The following is a 16,085-nucleotide window of genomic DNA, read 5'->3' as shown; positions in this document are numbered from 1 at the left end:
AATCTTTAGAATTACTCCTTGTTGAACACAGTATTCATCAAAAGTCTTACAGACGTTCAGCAATCTGACGGTTAGTATCAACTGATTTCCGGCTTCTTGTCCTTACCGTCTCCTCGTCCCAGATTTGCGTTATCCTGCACGTGATCATCGAGTGGACTTCGGAACCAAGAACCAATTAAACAGGCATGGATCTTTCGCCATACCATTCACGACAAACAGTTCAAGTTATACCCCGAGTTTAAGAACCCACCATTATGAATCTTACCGAATTAAAAAATACGCCGGTTTCTGAGCTGATAACTCTCGGCGAAAATATGGGGCTGGAAAACCTGGCGCGCTTGCGCAAACAGGACATTATCTTCGCCATCCTTAAGCAACACGCAAAAAGTGGCGAAGACATCTTCGGCGACGGCGTACTCGAGATATTGCAGGATGGATTTGGTTTCCTCCGCTCTGGAGACAGCTCCTACCTCGCTGGTCCCGATGATATCTACGTTTCCCCCAGCCAAATTCGCCGCTTTAACCTCCGCACAGGTGACTCCATCTCTGGCAAGATCCGACCGCCAAAAGAGGGTGAGCGTTACTTTGCGCTGCTGAAAGTTAACGAAGTTAACTACGACAAACCGGAAAATGCCCGTAACAAAATCCTGTTTGAAAACTTAACACCGCTTCATGCCAACTCCCGTCTGCGCATGGAACGAGGAAACGGTTCTACCGAAGATTTGACCGCCCGCGTACTGGATCTGGCTTCGCCGATTGGTCGTGGTCAGCGTGGTCTGATCGTTGCGCCACCAAAAGCCGGTAAAACCATGCTGCTGCAGAATATTGCGCAGAGCATTGCTTACAACCATCCTGACTGTGTGCTGATGGTGCTGCTGATTGATGAGCGTCCGGAAGAAGTGACCGAGATGCAGCGTCTGGTGAAAGGTGAAGTTATTGCTTCCACCTTTGACGAACCTGCTTCCCGCCACGTACAGGTTGCGGAAATGGTGATCGAAAAGGCCAAGCGCCTGGTCGAGCACAAAAAAGACGTGATCATCCTGCTGGACTCCATCACCCGTCTGGCGCGTGCCTATAACACCGTGGTTCCTGCTTCTGGCAAGGTGCTGACCGGTGGTGTAGATGCCAACGCCCTCCATCGTCCGAAGCGTTTCTTCGGTGCTGCGCGTAATGTGGAAGAGGGCGGAAGCCTGACCATTATCGCTACCGCACTGGTTGATACCGGTTCGAAGATGGACGAAGTGATCTACGAAGAGTTTAAAGGTACAGGTAACATGGAACTGCATCTGGCGCGTAAAATCGCTGAGAAACGCGTGTTCCCTGCTATTGACTACAACCGTTCTGGTACGCGTAAAGAAGAACTGCTTACCACCTCGGAAGAGCTGCAGAAGATGTGGATCCTGCGCAAGATTATTCACCCTATGGGCGAAATCGACGCGATGGAATTCCTCATCAATAAGCTGGCAATGACCAAAACCAATGATGAATTCTTCGACATGATGAAGCGTTCATAACCGGTGCAGCTTTTCGAGTAAGACGATGATCTCATTGCTCTAAGAGGTTAGCGTAGTCAATAAAAAGTACAAAACTCGGGTAACGCCACGCTTAGTCGTGGCGTTTTTTGTTTTTGGACTATAGGCTATCCTGATCTGGGAGAACAAACCTAAAGAACGGCACAGGACAGGTGGCAGGGAAAATGAAATTTCCCGTCCTGGTGAATAAAATCAGAATCATGCAGGTGTTATTGGCATCAATATTGCTTATGACAATATGCAATTCATAGCAGAGAGCTGGATAATGTGAATTTACTCAATATGAGTACGGAACTTGGCCTGACTTTTTTATTTTCGTTGGTGTTTCTTTTCTTTGCACGCAAAGCGGCTAAAAAAGTTGGGCTGGTTGATAAACCCAACTATCGCAAACGCCATCAGGGAGTGATTCCGCTGGTTGGCGGTATCTCCGTTTTTGCCGGTAGCTGCTTTGCTTTTGCATTAACGAATTTCTACATTCCCCATGCTTTGCTGTATCTGGGCTGCGCGGGCTGCCTGGTGCTGGTGGGCGCACTCGATGACCGTTACGACATCAGCGTAAAATTCCGCGCGGTGGTGCAGGCGGGTGTCGCCGTCGTCATGATGATGAAGGCGAAGCTCTATCTGTTAAGTCTGGGCTATATTTTTGGCCCGTGGGAGCTGGTTGTTGGCCCGTTCGGCTATGTGCTGACGCTGTTTGCCGTATGGGCAGCCATTAATGCCTTTAACATGGTGGATGGGATTGATGGGCTGCTGGGCGGATTATCCTGTGTCACCTTCCTGGCAATGGGGGTGATCCTCCTGCTCGACGGGCAGAACAGCCTCGCCATGTGGTGCTTCACCATGATTGCCGTTATCGTGCCTTATATCCTGCTTAACCTGGGAATGTTTGGGCGTCGTTACAAAGTCTTTATGGGCGATGCAGGCAGTACGCTGATTGGCTTTACCATTATCTGGATCTTGCTGGAAGCGACGCAGGGCCCAAGTCATCCGATTACGCCTGTGACTGCGCTGTGGCTGATTGCGATCCCGCTCATGGACATGGTGGCGATTATGTATCGCCGTCTCAGTAAAGGCATGAGTCCCTTCTCTGCTGATCGTCAGCACATCCATCATCTGATCATGCGCGCAGGCTTTACCTCGCGGCAGGCCTTTGTGCTGATCACGGCGGCGGCAGCACTGCTGGCAATGGTGGGTGTGCTGGGTGAATACCTCTCGTTTGTTCCGGAATGGGCCATGCTGGTTCTGTTCCTGCTGGCTTTTATGCTCTACGGCTACTGCATTAAACGTGCATGGCGCGTGGCGCGAATGATTAAACGGTTTAAACGCCGTCTGCGAAATAACAATAATGACAGCAAATCTTCCACTGACTGACAGATGCCCTGACGACAAGGAAACCGATGTATGACCCATCCTGACGCCGCAGATAACGAACTGGATATTCGTGGCCTGTGCTGCGCGCTATGGCGCGGCAAACTGTGGATTATCGCCGGAGGTGCGCTGTTCGCACTGCTGGCCTGGATCTATTCGTTACTGGTGACGCCACAGTGGAGCACGACCGCCATCGTCGATCGGCCCACCGTGAATATGCTTTCCGGATACTACTCTCAGCAGCAGTTTTTGAATAATCTGGATATCCGTGCTGGCAGCCTGACCGTGGCTCCCCCAACGGTGATGGATGAAGCGTATCAGGAATTTATGATGCAGCTGTTTGCCTGGGATACACGACGTGATTTCTGGCTACAGTCCAGCTATTACCAGAAGCGCAAAACCGGCAATGCCCGTGAGGATGCGGCACTGCTGGATGAAATGATTGCCAATATCCAGTTCCAGCCAGCAGACAGCGCGAAGAACCTCAACGATACGGTCAAGCTGATTGCCGAAACGTCATCCGATGCCAATACGCTGCTTCGCCAGTACGTCGCCTTTGCGAATGCACGGGCGACAACGCACCTGAATGAAGAGCTTACTGCTGCCTGGGCAGCCCGCAGCATCCAGTTAAAAGCGCAGGTTAAGCGTCAGGAAGCCGTGGCAAAAGCCATCTACGACCGTCAGGTCAACAGCATAGAGCAGGCGCTTAAGATTGCTCAACAGCAGGGCTTCGAACAGTCAAAAACCCAGACACCTTCTGAGCAGCTTCCCGATTCGGAACTTTTCCTGCTGGGCAGACCGATGTTGCAGGCGCGGCTGGAAACACTGCGTGCGACGGGGCCAACCTATGATCTGGAATACGACCAAAACCGTGCCATGCAAACGACCCTGAATGTGGGGCCCACCCTGGTGAAGTCATTCCAGACCTGGCGGTACCTGCGTACCCCGGAAGAACCGGTAAAACGTGACAGCCCGCGCCGGGTATTGTTGATGATTATGTGGGGCGCTGTGGGCGTACTGCTGGGAGCAGGAACCGCGCTGGTGCGCCGTTCCCGTCGTTAAAGCCATCCCGGCAATAAGCGGTTTAACCCTTACGAATTAAAGAGAGTCACGGTGAAAGTATTAACGGTTTTTGGCACGCGCCCTGAAGCGATAAAAATGGCACCGCTCGTGCATGCGCTGGCGCAGGATGACGATATTGAGTCGCGCCTCTGCGTGACTGCCCAGCATCGGGAAATGCTCGATCAGGTGCTGCATCTGTTTTCTATCGTGCCGGATTACGATCTTAATATCATGCAGCCCGGGCAGGGGCTCACCGAAATTACCAGCCGCATTCTGGAAGGGCTGAAAACGGTGTTTGCCGATTTCACGCCGGATGTTGTGCTGGTTCATGGTGACACCACCACCACGCTGGCTGCCAGCCTGGCGGCTTTCTACCACCGTATTCCCGTCGGGCATGTGGAGGCAGGATTGCGCACCGGCGATCTCTGGTCCCCGTGGCCGGAGGAAGCCAACCGGACGCTGACAGGCCATCTTGCCAGCTATCATTTTACGCCGACCGCCAGTTCACAGCAGAATTTGTTACGCGAAAATCTGCCCGCCGGGCGCATTTTCGTCACGGGCAATACGGTGATCGATGCGCTGTTCTGGGTACGCGATCGCGTCCTCAGCGATGAGACGCTGAGAAACAGCCTTGCAGCTCGTTACCCTTTCCTGGATGCCACTAAAAAACTGATCCTTGTCACCGGGCACCGTCGGGAAAGTTTCGGCGGCGGGTTTGAACGCATCTGTAACGCCCTGGCTGAAATTGCGCGTCTGCACCCGGAGACGCAAATTGTCTATCCGGTGCACCTCAACCCTAACGTCAGCGAGCCAGTGAACCGCATTCTGCGTGGCATCGACAATATCATTCTGATCGAACCGCAGGAGTACCTGCCGTTTGTCTGGCTGATGGATCGCGCCTGGCTGATCCTGACGGACAGCGGCGGCATTCAGGAAGAAGCTCCCTCACTGGGTAAACCCGTGCTGGTAATGCGCGATGCTACCGAACGCCCGGAGGCTGTTGCCGCCGGCACCGTCAGGCTGGTGGGCACTGATGGGGCGAAAATTGTCAGCGAAGTCACCCGTCTGCTGACCGATGAGGACGCATGGCACACCATGAGCCGTGCTCATAATCCTTACGGTGACGGACTGGCCTGCCAGCGTATTGTGCAGGCCCTCAAAAATAACCGGATAACTTTATGAGTTTCAACACCATTTCAGTGATTGGGCTGGGCTATATCGGCCTGCCTACCGCTGCCGCTTTCGCCTCATGCCAGAAGCAGGTGATTGGCATTGATATTAATGCACACGCGGTGGAAACCATCAACCGTGGTGAAATCCACATTGTCGAACCCGACCTTGATCGGGTCGTCAAAACGGCGGTTGAAGGTGGCTGGTTGCGCGCTGCAACTCAGCCAGAGGCTGCTGATGCCTGGCTGATTGCCGTACCGACGCCATTTAAAGGTGAACATCAGCCGGATATGACGTATGTCCAGGCGGCTGCTGAATCCATTGCACCGATGCTGAAAAAAGGGGACCTGGTCATCCTCGAATCAACGTCGCCAGTGGGGGCCACTGAACAGATGGCGGCCTGGCTGGCGACTGCCCGCGCGGATCTGAGTTTCCCGCATCAGGCAGGGGAACAGGCCGATATTCAGGTCGCCTACTGCCCGGAGCGAGTCCTGCCCGGGCAGGTTATGGTTGAACTGTTTAAAAACGATCGCGTGATTGGCGGAATGACGGCGCGCTGTTCACAGCGTGCCTGCGATCTCTATAACATCTTTCTGCAAGGCGAGTGCGTGGTGACTAATGCCCGTACGGCAGAAATGTGCAAACTCACGGAAAACAGCTTCCGCGATGTCAATATTGCGTTCGCCAACGAGTTGTCACTGATTGCGGCTGACCAGGGGATCAACGTCTGGGAGCTGATTCGTCTGGCAAATCGCCATCCCCGTGTGAATATCCTGCAGCCAGGGCCGGGCGTTGGCGGCCACTGCATCGCTGTTGACCCGTGGTTTATCGTGGCACAGAACCCGGTACAGGCGAGGTTGATCCGTACAGCGCGCGAAGTGAACGACAGCAAACCGCACTGGGTACTGGAGCAGGTGCAACGCCAGGTCGCGGATTGCCTGATGCACAGTAACAAACGTGCCAGCGAGCTGAAAATTGCCTGTTTCGGTCTGGCGTTTAAACCTGATATTGATGACTTACGTGAAAGCCCGGCCGTCCAGGTGACGCGTCTGATCGCCGACTGGCATCAGGGCACCACGCTGGTCGTCGAGCCTAACGTGCAGACGCTGCCCGCTAAATTGCAGGCCAGCGTGACGCTGGTGGCGCTGGAGGAGGCATTACAGCAGGCCGATGTGCTGGTGATGCTGGTCGATCATCGTGCGTTTAAAGCCATCGAGCCTGCCGCCGTCACTCAGTCATGGATTGTGGATACGAAAGGGGTCTGGCGATAGTGCAGGCGACGCTTAAACCCCTGGTGTGGGAGAACGCCTTCTTTGGGTGCCACAGCGCACTGCTTGAACTGCAGGGCGACACGGCGCTGGATGTTGGTCTGCTCGACAGCTATGGGCTGGTGCAGGTCAAAGTGCTGGCGCAGCAGAGCGCAGAATTGGATGCCCTGACGGCCCTCGGTTTTCGTCTGGTAGAGGGTGAGGCGGACTGTGTTCTGGGTATCACCCCGGTTGAACGCCCGTCCGGTATCCGTATTGCGCGCGCGGAGCACATTCCTGCACTGCGCCAGGCGGCTGAAGAGGCTTTTATCTGGAGCCGTTTTCGTGCGCCCTGGTATGCGCCGGGTGACAGCGGTCGTTTTTACGCGCAGTGGGTGGAAAATGCTGTGCTCGGCACATTTGACCATCAGTGTCTGCTGGCGGTTGATGAAAATGGCACCCCGCAGGGTTTTGTCTCGCTGCGTGAACTCGGTGATGGCACGGCACGTATTGGCCTGCTGGCGGTCTTGCCGGACGCGCAGGGGCTGGGTATTGGACAGCGGCTGATGACAGCGGCTAACGACTGGTGCCGCGCACGCCGACTGACACGGCTTCATGTCGCAACACAGCTGGGCAATATTGCCGCGCTGCGACTCTATCTTCGCTGCGGTGGCGTGATTGAACGCACCGCCTACTGGTTATACAGGGAAACGCCATGATTCCGTTTAACGCGCCACCGGTGGTGGGAACTGAACTTGAATATATGCAGTCGGCGATGGGCAGCGGTAAGCTCTGCGGCGATGGCGGGTTTACCCGTCGCTGCCAGCAGTGGATGGAGCAGCGCTTTGCTAGCCGTAAAGTTCTGCTGACCCCGTCCTGTACCGCCTCGCTGGAAATGGCGGCTATTCTGATCGATATTCAGCCCGGCGATGAAGTCATTATGCCGAGCTACACCTTTGTGTCGACCGCCAATGCCTTTGTGCTGCGTGGGGCAACCATTATATTTGTCGATGTGCGGCCGGACACCATGAACATTGATGAGCGCCTGATTGAAGCGGCGATCACCGACAGGACCAAAGCCATTGTGCCGGTACATTATGCAGGCGTGGCCTGTGAGATGGATGCCATTATGGCGCTGGCGAAAAAGCATCAGCTGTGGGTGGTGGAAGATGCCGCGCAGGGCGTGATGTCGACATATAAAGGTCGGGCGCTTGGCAGCATCGGACATATCGGCTGCTTCAGCTTCCATGAAACCAAAAACTACACTGCGGGCGGTGAAGGCGGCGCGACGCTGGTTAACGACGCCACGCTGGTGGAGCGCGCCGAGATCATCCGTGAGAAAGGCACCAACCGCAGCCAGTTCTTCCGGGGTCAGGTGGATAAGTATACCTGGCGCGATATCGGTTCCAGCTACCTGATGGCCGATTTACAGGCGGCGTACCTCTGGGCGCAGCTGGAGGCGGCAGAGCGTATAAATCAGCAGCGTTTGCGCCTGTGGCAAAACTACGCTGATGCCCTGCAGCCGGTAGCGGCACGCGGGCGCATCGGGCTGGCCAGCGTTCCCGCTGACTGTGAGCACAATGCTCACATGTTTTATCTGAAGCTGCGGGACCATGACGATCGCAGCGCGCTGATTGCGTGGCTGAAAGAGGCAGAGATCATGGCGGTGTTCCACTATATTCCGCTGCACAGTTCGCCTGCGGGTCAGCGCTTTGGCCGCTTCCACGGTGAGGATCATTTCACCCAGTCTGAAAGTGACCGCCTGCTGCGTCTGCCGCTCTTCTATAACCTCTCTGATAACAATCAGAAAACAGTGATCAACTCCCTACTGAGCTATTTCTCCTGATATGTCACTGGCAAAAGCGTCGGTGTGGACAGCGGTCTCCACGCTGGTAAAAATCGCCGCCGGTTTACTGGTGGTAAAGCTGCTGGCAGTGACCTACGGGCCTGCCGGTGTTGGGCAGGCCGGGAATTTTCGCCAGCTGATTACCGTACTGGGCGTACTGGCAGGGGCCGGAATATTTAACGGTGTCACCAAGTACGTGGCGCAGTATCAGCAGGAGCCAGGCCAACTGCGTGCCGTCACCGGCACCGCGTCTTCCATGGTGCTGGGGTTTTCCCTGCTGCTGGCGATGGTGTTCCTGCTGTTTGCCGCGCCTATCAGCCACGCACTGTTTGGTCACGATCGCTATCAGCAGGTGATCCGCTTCGTCGCCTTCCTGCAAATGGGGATCGCCTGGGCTAACCTGGCGCTGGCGATCATGAAAGGCTTCCGCGATGCTGCAGGGAATGCACTGTCGTTAATCATCGGCAGCCTGATGGGGGTCGCTGCGTGGTTTGTCTGCTATAAGCTGGGAGGTTACAGTGGCGCGCTGATTGGGCTGGCGATGGTGCCGGCGATGGTGGTCGTGCCTGCAGTCCTGTTGCTGGTGCGGCGCGATCATCTGCCGATGCGTTATCTGTTACCCGCATGGCGACCTGAGTTTGTCACCCTGCTGGGGAAGTTTACCCTGATGGCGCTGATCACCGCGGTGACGCTGCCGGTTGCCTGGATGATGATGCGTAATCTGCTGGCGCAACATGCAGGATGGGAGCAGGTTGGCCTGTGGCAGGGCGTCAGCAGTATCTCTGATGCCTATCTGCAGTTTATCACCGCCTCGTTCAGCGTATATCTGTTGCCTACCCTGTCGCGTCTGCAGCAGAAGGCGGATATTTCCCGTGAGATTATCAAGGCCCTGAAGTTTGTACTGCCGGTGGTGGCTGGGGTGAGCTTTACCGTCTGGCTGTTGCGGGACGTGGCCATCTGGCTGCTGTTTTCCCACGAATTTACCGCCATGCGCGATCTGTTCGTCTGGCAGTTAATCGGTGACGTACTTAAGGTGGGGTGTTACGTTTTCGGCTACCTGGTGATTGCTAAAGCCTCATTACGTTTCTATGTGCTGACGGAAGTGAGCCAGTTTGTCCTGTTGACCGGATTTTCCCGCTGGCTGATCCCGCTGCACGGTGCAGCCGGAGCGGCACAGGCGTATATGGCGACCTATATCGCTTATTTTGCACTCTGTGCAGGTGTTTTTATTATTTACCGTAGACGAGTATGACCAGAGTAATTCATCTTTTAGGCGCAGACATTCCGCATCATAATGCGACGGTGCTGGGCTTTTTTAACCAGGTTTTACACGACGTTATGCCGTCATCTTCCCGACGTGAGTTCTGGGTGGTGAGTGGACAGTCTGCACTGGCTGCACAGCATCCGATGCTGGCTGTCCGGCTGTTCGCCACAAAAAATGAACTGGCGCAGGCGGTGATAGCGACCGGCAGGAGGCAGCGTGATACGCGTTTCTTCTTTCACGGCCAGTTTAACCCACGTTTGTGGCTGGCACTGCTGTCGGGAAAACTCAGGCGTGAGCAGTTTTACTGGCACATCTGGGGGGCTGACCTGTATGAAGAGTCCAGCCGCCTGAAATTCCGCCTGTTCTATCTGCTGCGGCGTCAGGCGCAGAAGCGGGTGGGGCACGTATTTGCTACCCGGGGAGATATCAGTCACTTTCACCAGCGGCATCCCGATGTTCCGGCATCGCTGCTCTATTTCCCGACGCGGCTGGCACAAGATGTGCAGATCAGCGAGGAGGCGCAAGGCCCGCTTACTATCCTGCTCGGCAATTCCGGGGATGCCAGCAACCGCCATATCCCTGCGCTTCAGGCTATCCATCAGCAGTTTGGTGATAACGTGCGTGTTGTCATACCGTTAGGTTACCCGGCCAATAACCACGCGTATATTCAGCAGGTGCAGGAGGCGGCGATGGCCCTGTTCCGGCCGGGTGTGGTGGAGCTCCTGACGGAAAAACTGGCCTTCAGCGACTATCTGAAGTTGATCGGCCGCTGCCACCTTGGCTACTTTATTTTCGAACGTCAGCAGGGTATTGGCACGCTCTGCCTGCTGCTGCAGGCGAATGTGCCTTTTGTTCTGAACCGCAAAAATCCGTTCTGGCAGGATCTGACAGAACAGCAGGTGCCGGTGCTGTTTGACGGCGATCCCCTGAATGCAGCGACGGTCAGTGAGGCGCGGCGTCAGATGATGCTGCTGGATAAATCGCATATTGCCTTTTTTGAGCCGGGCTATCTGGGCGGCTGGCAGCAGGCATTGCGTCTGGTAGAAGGAGATAACGCATGACGCTATTACAGTTCGCCGGGCTGCTGGTTGTATACCTGTGCTGTTGTGGTTTTATTCTGACGCTGACCTGGCGTGAGTTTCGTCGCGTGCGTTTTAACTTCAATGTGTTTTTCTCTTTGTTGTTTTTGCTCACCTTTTTCTTCGGCTTTCCGCTCACCTGCATGCTGGTGTTTGGCTTTGATGTTGAGGTGGTACCGCCGGAATACCTGCTGCAGGCGCTGCTCTCAGCGGGAGGATTTTATGCGATTTACTACGTCAGCTATAAAACCCGGCTCAGAGCTCCTCACCGCCCACCGCCACGCCCGGTGTTTACCATCAATCGTATTGAAGCGCATCTGACCTGGGGGCTTCTGGCGCTGGTGGCGCTGGGCACCGTCAGCGTGTTCTTCCTGCACAATGGTTTCCTGTTGTTTAAGCTGCACAGCTACAGCCAGATTTTCTCTGCGGATGTTTCTGGTGTCGCACTGAAACGCTTCTTCTACTTCTTTATCCCGGCCATGCTGGTGATCTACTTCCTGAAACAGGATAAACGCAGCTGGCTGCTTTTCCTGATCAGCACCGTCGCGTTTGGCCTGCTGACCTACATGATCGTGGGTGGAACGCGCGCCAATATTATTATCGCGTTTGCCCTGTTTCTGTTTATTGGCATTATCCGCGGCTGGATCACGTTGTGGATGCTGGTGCTGGCCGGTGTCGGCGGGATTGTCGGCATGTTCTGGCTGGCGCTAAAACGTTACAACCTGGATGTCAGTGGCTCAGAAGCGTTCTATACCTTCCTGTATCTCACCCGCGATACCTTTTCACCCTGGGAGAATCTGGGCCTGCTGCTGCAAAATTACGACAAAATTGATTTTCAGGGACTGGCACCCATCTGGCGTGACTTTTACGTATTTATCCCGAGCTGGTTATGGCACGGGCGGCCTTCCATCGTTCTGAACAGTGCCAACTACTTTACATGGGATGTGCTGGATAACCACTCCGGGCTGGCCATCTCTCCCACGCTCATCGGTTCACTGGTGGTGATGGGGGGGGCGCTGTTTATACCACTGGGGGCAGTAGCCGTCGGGTTAATTATCAAGTGGTTCGACTGGCTGTATGAAAAAGGTCAGCAGGAGCCGAACCGCTATAAAGCCGCCATCCTGCAAAGTTTCTGTTTTGGGGCGGTATTTAACATGATTGTGCTGGCGCGAGAGGGGCTGGATGCTTTTGCTTCCCGCGTGGTGTTCTTCTGTGTGATCTTTGCGTTCTGCGTTGTGCTGGCGAAGTTGCTCTACTGGCTGCTTGATACTGCCGGGCTGGTACGTGCCCGTGCGCCTGCCCGCTCACTGTCGATTCAGCCATAACGCTTGATATGCGTTTTGCTTTAAAGGAATTTCCATGACTGTCTCTGTAGACGTGCCGCACTATCAGATCCGCGGAATCTCGCTGTCAGGCTTTAGTGATATGGCACAATTTGTTGATTACCTTAATCAGCAGGGTGAACTGAAAACCGGCACGCTGGTGGCAATTAACGCAGAGAAGGTGCTGACGGCGGAAGCCGATGCAGCGGTTTATCAGCTGATTGATGCCGCCGAGTATAAATACGCCGATGGCATCAGCATTGTGCGCTCAATCCGTAAAAAGTACCCGCAGGCCAACGTTTCACGCATTGCTGGTGCCGACCTGTGGGAAGCGCTGATGGAACGTGCCGGCCGTGAGGGCACCCCGGTGTTTCTCATCGGTGGGCAACCCGCCGTGCTTGCGCAGACGATGGATAAGCTACGTCGTTTGTGGAATGTGAATATTGTCGGATCTCAGGATGGTTTCTTCACACCGGACCAGCGTGAAGCGCTGTTTACGCGGATCCGGGAAAGTGGGGCTAAACTGGTGACGGTCGCGATGGGGTCACCGCGCCAGGAGATTTTGATGCGGGACTGTAAAGCCCGCTACCCTGATGCACTGTATATGGGAGTGGGGGGGACCTACGACGTGTTTACCGGACAGGTGAAACGTGCGCCTAAGATATGGCAGCGAATGGGTCTGGAGTGGCTGTATCGCCTGATTTCACAGCCTACCCGCCTTAAGCGCCAGCTCAGACTGCTGAAATACCTTAAATATCACTGGCGCGGCGATCTTTAATCAGCACGTTTTTTCTGTCAGTGAAGGTCGTTTTGTGCGGTGCATTACGGTGAAAAGGGCGAAAAACGCTGCGACTTTAGACGGAATGCACAAAGCGTAATCAAACGCGTTTATTTGTGCAAAAAGCACTGGACAGTCAGGGCTGTCCTCCGTAGTATGCACATCCGCAACGGCGCTACGCGCCCGTAGCTCAGCTGGATAGAGCGCTGCCCTCCGGAGGCAGAGGTCTCAGGTTCGAATCCTGTCGGGCGCACCATGATTTTTGTGCGCATGAGCGGCGGTGGTAACATTTACCGCGTTAGTTTGTAGTAGAAAGAAGCAGTAAAGAAGTCAGGTATGGTGGCTATAGCTCAGTTGGTAGAGCCCTGGATTGTGATTCCAGTTGTCGTGGGTTCGAGTCCCATTAGCCACCCCAGACTTTTTAGTATCAGGTTTTGTTGTATGCGAAGGTGGCGGAATTGGTAGACGCGCTAGCTTCAGGTGTTAGTGTCTTAACGGACGTGAGGGTTCAAGTCCCTCTCTTCGCACCACAAAATCTAAGCAGTAAAGCAGTATTCGGCGAGTAGCGCAGCTTGGTAGCGCAACTGGTTTGGGACCAGTGGGTCGGAGGTTCGAATCCTCTCTCGCCGACCAATTTAGAAAGCTCTGCTGTTGCGGGGTTTTTGCCTGAAGCCTGAGCGCTTTAAGCGACAAAAAAATAAAGAAAAGTAGTGGCATTAGAGCAGTATTCGGCGAGTAGCGCAGCTTGGTAGCGCAACTGGTTTGGGACCAGTGGGTCGGAGGTTCGAATCCTCTCTCGCCGACCAATTTAAGAAACCTGCTTGAAAAAGCAGGTTTTTTTTCGTCTGTACATAAAGAGGATGAGAACCTCCGAAGGAGGTTTGAGCCGAGCGCAGCGAGACAACGTTGCTTTAGCAACGGCCCGCAGGGCGGCTCACCGAGCCGTAATCCTCTCTCGCCGACCAGGTTAAGAAACCTGCTTGAAAAAGCAGGTTTTTTTTCGTCTGTACATAAAGAGGATGAGAACCTCCGAAGGAGGTTTGAGCCGAGCGCAGCGAGACAACGTTGCTTTAGCAACGGCCCGCAGGGCGGCTCACCGAGCCGTAATCCTCTCTCGCCGACCAATTTAAGAAATCTGCTTGAAAAAGCAGGTTTTTTTTCGTCTGTACATAAAGAGGATGAGAACCTCCGAAGGAGGTTTGAGCCGAGCGCAGCGAGACAACGTTGCTTTAGCAACGGCCCGCAGGGCGGCTCACCGAGCTGTAATCCTCTCTCGCCGACCAGGTTAAGAAACCTGCCTGGAAAAGCAGGTTTTTTTTCGTCTGTACGGGGTGACCTGTTGTCTCGCTCACCCCGTATCTGAGCATTACATCCTTCTCATTATACGTTGCTTCACATTTTGCACCTCAGCGCTGAGCGCTTCTCCCGGCGTTTGCAGCAGCAGTTCAGACGTGACGACCTCCGCACCGCAGAAATCGAAGATACCGTGATCAATCTGCGTTCTCATCGCGGCAAAGTAACCGTGGCGGGCGTAAGTACGCATGTCCCCAGCGCCCAGCGCCACCATATGAACCTTCAGACGCTGTAATTTTTTTACCAGTCCTCCTTCACTGTCTTCATACGCCCAGCCATGGGTAAATACCCGGTCAATCCAGCCTTTGAGCTGAGCAGGCATTGACCACCAGTACACCGGATAAACCAGGATCAGCGTATCGGCACGGTCTATCCTCGCCTGCTCTGCAACGATCTCCTGTGAAACCGGCCCCTGCTGACGGAAGGCCGCAATATCATGCTGCGTAAAACGGGGGTCAAAACCTTCTGCAGCCAGATCGGCAATATCAACATGGCTGCCTGAGGCCGCAATGCCCTCCGCCAGCTGCGCGGCAATATGGTGTGTCAGTGACTGGCGGTCAGGGTGAGAAACAACAATAAGTGTGGGCATCGTCAAGACTCCGGCTTGCAGGTTAAAGAGAGAAACGTTACGCTAATATACTGTTAGTAAGTTACCTTTGGTATATAAGCATGTCAATCAGCAATGATTCTTCTCCGCTTCCCCGCCGGCGTTTATCGCGTGAAGCACGCTATCAGCAGCTTATTGATACGGCGTGGCAGCTCATTCGCGATGAGGGAACGGAGGCATTAACCCTGGGCAGGCTGGCGGCACAGTCCGATGTCACCAAGCCGGTGGTCTACGATCACTTCGGCACAAGATCGGGACTGTTTGCGGTGTTATACCAGGAATTCGATGCGCGGCAGAACGCCCTGTTTGATGCGGCCCTGGCAAAAAGTGAAGCGACGCTCTCAGCCAGAGCCGCCGTAATTGCTCAGTCCTACGTGGAGTGCGTTCAGCTTCAGGGGCGGGAGATCCCCGGTGTTATCGCTGCACTGATAGGTTCGCCAGAGCTGGAGAAGATCAAACGGGCTTATGAGGTCGCATTTATCGAGAAGTGTCGAGGAATATTGTCGCCTTTCAGTGAGGGCGGGGAGCTGACGAATGCCGGGCTCTGGGCGATGCTGGGCGCAGCGGAGTCGTTATCCTATGCCGCCACGCGTGATGAAATTAGCCTCCGGCAGGCGCAGGACGAACTGTATTCGGTGATTATGGCGCTGGTGGAACGCAGTCGGCGAGCGGTATAACACGTTGTCGTTATTCAGAGACACTTATCATGTTGATTAATATAATTTTTTATTAATTCCCGTCAATATGTCTCCAGCAGGAGACGGATCTCCTGCCCGGGTGTCGGGGTGAGGTAACAGTGATGCAGGCGGCTCACGGCAATGAAAAAAGATTAATCATAAAAAAATTAATGGCATAGCGGTAATTACACCGGTTTGATAGCGTTCTGGCATGCCTTATGCAAGAATATCCCTGTAGATGCTCATTCCACCTCTTATGTTTGCGTAAGCTTCATAAACCTGGGAATGACGCAGAGCCAATTTACGGTACCTGTTGTCCATCCAGCCAATATCGCTAACGCCTTATTGGATTATCGGGCAATACGTTGAGTCAGGTACCACCCGGTTGTCTTAGCCGACCTGAAAATTTACACCTGTCTTATGGCAGGTGTTTTTTTTTGCCCTGATGCCCGTCATCTTTCGCGCTGCAGATGCGTTGGCTGCGCGTGCTCACCCCGGTCACTGACCGGTGTCAGCTCCCGGGGATTCTCGCGCTTGCCGCCTTCCTGCAACACGAAATCTTTAGGGCATCCCCAGGCGTCATCTTTCGCGCTGCAGATGCGTTGGCTGCGCGTGCTCACCCCGGTCACTGACCGGTGTCAGCTCCCGGGGATTCTCGCGCTTGCCGCCTTCCTGCAATACGAAATCTTTAGGGCATCACCAGGCGTCATCTTTCGCGCTGCAGATGCGTTGGCTGCGCGTGCTCACCCCGGTCACTGACCGGTGTCAGCTCCCGGGGAT

At 54.6% G+C, this 16,085-nt stretch carries 13 protein-coding genes, 5 tRNA genes and 3 other RNA genes; 20 read left to right on the top strand and 1 reads right to left on the bottom strand.

All coding sequences use genetic code 11. The features are described 5' to 3' along the window. Positions 1 to 254 precede the first annotated feature (254 nt). The 19 genes from rho to ACZ3HG_RS21630 all read left to right on the top strand — a co-directional run bounded on the left by rho (position 255) and on the right by ACZ3HG_RS21630 (position 13,951). Entirely contained in the window at positions 255 to 1,514 is a 1,260-nt protein-coding gene (gene rho / locus ACZ3HG_RS21720; RefSeq protein ID WP_062749087.1) for a transcription termination factor Rho, read from the top strand. 285 nt (positions 1,515 to 1,799) lie between these two features. Next, complete coding sequence (gene wecA, locus ACZ3HG_RS21715; protein WP_191935686.1) at positions 1,800 to 2,903, top strand: UDP-N-acetylglucosamine--undecaprenyl-phosphate N-acetylglucosaminephosphotransferase; 1,104 nt, start codon at positions 1,800 to 1,802, stop codon at positions 2,901 to 2,903. A gap of 30 nt (positions 2,904 to 2,933) precedes the next feature. Then, the gene (gene wzzE, locus ACZ3HG_RS21710; protein ID WP_062749083.1) at positions 2,934 to 3,962 is read left to right on the top strand and encodes an ECA polysaccharide chain length modulation protein; all 1,029 of its coding nucleotides are present in this window, start codon (positions 2,934 to 2,936) and stop codon (positions 3,960 to 3,962) included. Positions 3,963 to 4,013: 51 nt separating this feature from the next. Next, entirely contained in the window at positions 4,014 to 5,144 is a 1,131-nt protein-coding gene (gene wecB, locus ACZ3HG_RS21705; protein WP_191935687.1) for a non-hydrolyzing UDP-N-acetylglucosamine 2-epimerase, read from the top strand. Then, the gene (wecC, locus tag ACZ3HG_RS21700) at positions 5,141 to 6,403 is read left to right on the top strand and encodes a UDP-N-acetyl-D-mannosamine dehydrogenase (RefSeq protein WP_191935688.1); all 1,263 of its coding nucleotides are present in this window, start codon (positions 5,141 to 5,143) and stop codon (positions 6,401 to 6,403) included. Before wecB ends, wecC begins: the two co-directional genes overlap by 4 nt. After that, positions 6,403 to 7,098 (top strand): dTDP-4-amino-4,6-dideoxy-D-galactose acyltransferase, encoded by a 696-nt coding sequence (rffC, locus tag ACZ3HG_RS21695; RefSeq protein WP_342214503.1) that lies wholly within the window; start codon positions 6,403 to 6,405, stop codon positions 7,096 to 7,098. The genes wecC and rffC overlap by 1 nt, the downstream gene beginning before the upstream one ends. Further along, positions 7,095 to 8,225 (top strand): dTDP-4-amino-4,6-dideoxygalactose transaminase, encoded by a 1,131-nt coding sequence (gene rffA, locus ACZ3HG_RS21690; RefSeq protein ID WP_191935690.1) that lies wholly within the window; start codon positions 7,095 to 7,097, stop codon positions 8,223 to 8,225. The genes rffC and rffA overlap by 4 nt, the downstream gene beginning before the upstream one ends. Before the next feature lies 1 nt (position 8,226). Beyond that, positions 8,227 to 9,477, top strand: coding sequence for a lipid III flippase WzxE (gene wzxE / locus ACZ3HG_RS21685; RefSeq protein ID WP_465334376.1), 1,251 nt, complete (start codon positions 8,227 to 8,229; stop codon positions 9,475 to 9,477). Continuing rightward, positions 9,474 to 10,550: a TDP-N-acetylfucosamine:lipid II N-acetylfucosaminyltransferase gene (gene wecF, locus ACZ3HG_RS21680; RefSeq protein WP_191935692.1), complete on the top strand. Its 1,077-nt coding sequence runs from the start codon at positions 9,474 to 9,476 to the stop codon at positions 10,548 to 10,550. The genes wzxE and wecF overlap by 4 nt, the downstream gene beginning before the upstream one ends. Next, complete coding sequence (gene wzyE / locus ACZ3HG_RS21675; RefSeq protein WP_191935693.1) at positions 10,547 to 11,893, top strand: ECA oligosaccharide polymerase; 1,347 nt, start codon at positions 10,547 to 10,549, stop codon at positions 11,891 to 11,893. The genes wecF and wzyE overlap by 4 nt, the downstream gene beginning before the upstream one ends. 34 nt (positions 11,894 to 11,927) lie before the next feature. After that, positions 11,928 to 12,668 (top strand): lipopolysaccharide N-acetylmannosaminouronosyltransferase, encoded by a 741-nt coding sequence (gene wecG / locus ACZ3HG_RS21670; RefSeq protein ID WP_191935694.1) that lies wholly within the window; start codon positions 11,928 to 11,930, stop codon positions 12,666 to 12,668. A 179-nt stretch (positions 12,669 to 12,847) separates the two neighbouring features. Further along, positions 12,848 to 12,924, top strand: a tRNA-Arg gene (locus tag ACZ3HG_RS21665). Positions 12,925 to 13,007: 83 nt separating this feature from the next. Further along, a tRNA-His gene (locus ACZ3HG_RS21660) sits at positions 13,008 to 13,083 on the top strand. 28 nt (positions 13,084 to 13,111) lie between these two features. Next, positions 13,112 to 13,198 (top strand) — tRNA-Leu (locus ACZ3HG_RS21655). A gap of 26 nt (positions 13,199 to 13,224) precedes the next feature. Beyond that, positions 13,225 to 13,301, top strand: a tRNA-Pro gene (locus ACZ3HG_RS21650). Between the two features lie 96 nt (positions 13,302 to 13,397). Continuing rightward, positions 13,398 to 13,474 (top strand) — tRNA-Pro (locus tag ACZ3HG_RS21645). Between the two features lie 33 nt (positions 13,475 to 13,507). Next, positions 13,508 to 13,633: non-coding RNA, RtT sRNA (locus ACZ3HG_RS21640), on the top strand. Positions 13,634 to 13,666: 33 nt separating this feature from the next. Then, positions 13,667 to 13,792: non-coding RNA, RtT sRNA (locus ACZ3HG_RS21635), on the top strand. A gap of 33 nt (positions 13,793 to 13,825) precedes the next feature. Continuing rightward, positions 13,826 to 13,951, top strand: a non-coding RNA gene (locus ACZ3HG_RS21630) — RtT sRNA. 83 nt (positions 13,952 to 14,034) lie between these two features. Here ACZ3HG_RS21630 and ACZ3HG_RS21625 read toward each other — a convergent pair. Continuing rightward, complete coding sequence (locus tag ACZ3HG_RS21625; protein WP_465334374.1) at positions 14,035 to 14,610, bottom strand: NAD(P)H-dependent oxidoreductase; 576 nt, start codon at positions 14,608 to 14,610, stop codon at positions 14,035 to 14,037. An 80-nt stretch (positions 14,611 to 14,690) separates the two neighbouring features. On the opposite strand from ACZ3HG_RS21625, the gene ACZ3HG_RS21620 reads away from it, so the two are divergent. Next, complete coding sequence (locus ACZ3HG_RS21620; protein ID WP_191935696.1) at positions 14,691 to 15,305, top strand: TetR/AcrR family transcriptional regulator; 615 nt, start codon at positions 14,691 to 14,693, stop codon at positions 15,303 to 15,305. Positions 15,306 to 16,085: the final 780 nt, after the last annotated feature.

This window comes from Erwinia sp. PME.40.26/001 (assembly GCF_055556675.1).
This window is presented reverse-complemented; position numbering and strand designations above follow the sequence as displayed.

Excerpts from the sequence above, each read along its gene's own strand:
- rho (WP_062749087.1), top strand. The coding sequence starts at position 255 with ATGAATCTTACCGAATTAAAAAATACGCCGGTTTCTGAGCTGATAACT.
- wzzE (WP_062749083.1), top strand. The coding sequence starts at position 2,934 with ATGACCCATCCTGACGCCGCAGATAACGAACTGGATATTCGTGGCCTG.
- wecC (WP_191935688.1), top strand. The coding sequence starts at position 5,141 with ATGAGTTTCAACACCATTTCAGTGATTGGGCTGGGCTATATCGGCCTG.
- rffA (WP_191935690.1), top strand. The coding sequence starts at position 7,095 with ATGATTCCGTTTAACGCGCCACCGGTGGTGGGAACTGAACTTGAATAT.
- wzxE (WP_465334376.1), top strand. The coding sequence starts at position 8,227 with ATGTCACTGGCAAAAGCGTCGGTGTGGACAGCGGTCTCCACGCTGGTA.
- wecF (WP_191935692.1), top strand. The coding sequence starts at position 9,474 with ATGACCAGAGTAATTCATCTTTTAGGCGCAGACATTCCGCATCATAAT.
- wzyE (WP_191935693.1), top strand. The coding sequence starts at position 10,547 with ATGACGCTATTACAGTTCGCCGGGCTGCTGGTTGTATACCTGTGCTGT.
- wecG (WP_191935694.1), top strand. The coding sequence starts at position 11,928 with ATGACTGTCTCTGTAGACGTGCCGCACTATCAGATCCGCGGAATCTCG.
- ACZ3HG_RS21625 (WP_465334374.1), bottom strand. The coding sequence starts at position 14,610 with ATGCCCACACTTATTGTTGTTTCTCACCCTGACCGCCAGTCACTGACA.
- ACZ3HG_RS21620 (WP_191935696.1), top strand. The coding sequence starts at position 14,691 with ATGTCAATCAGCAATGATTCTTCTCCGCTTCCCCGCCGGCGTTTATCG.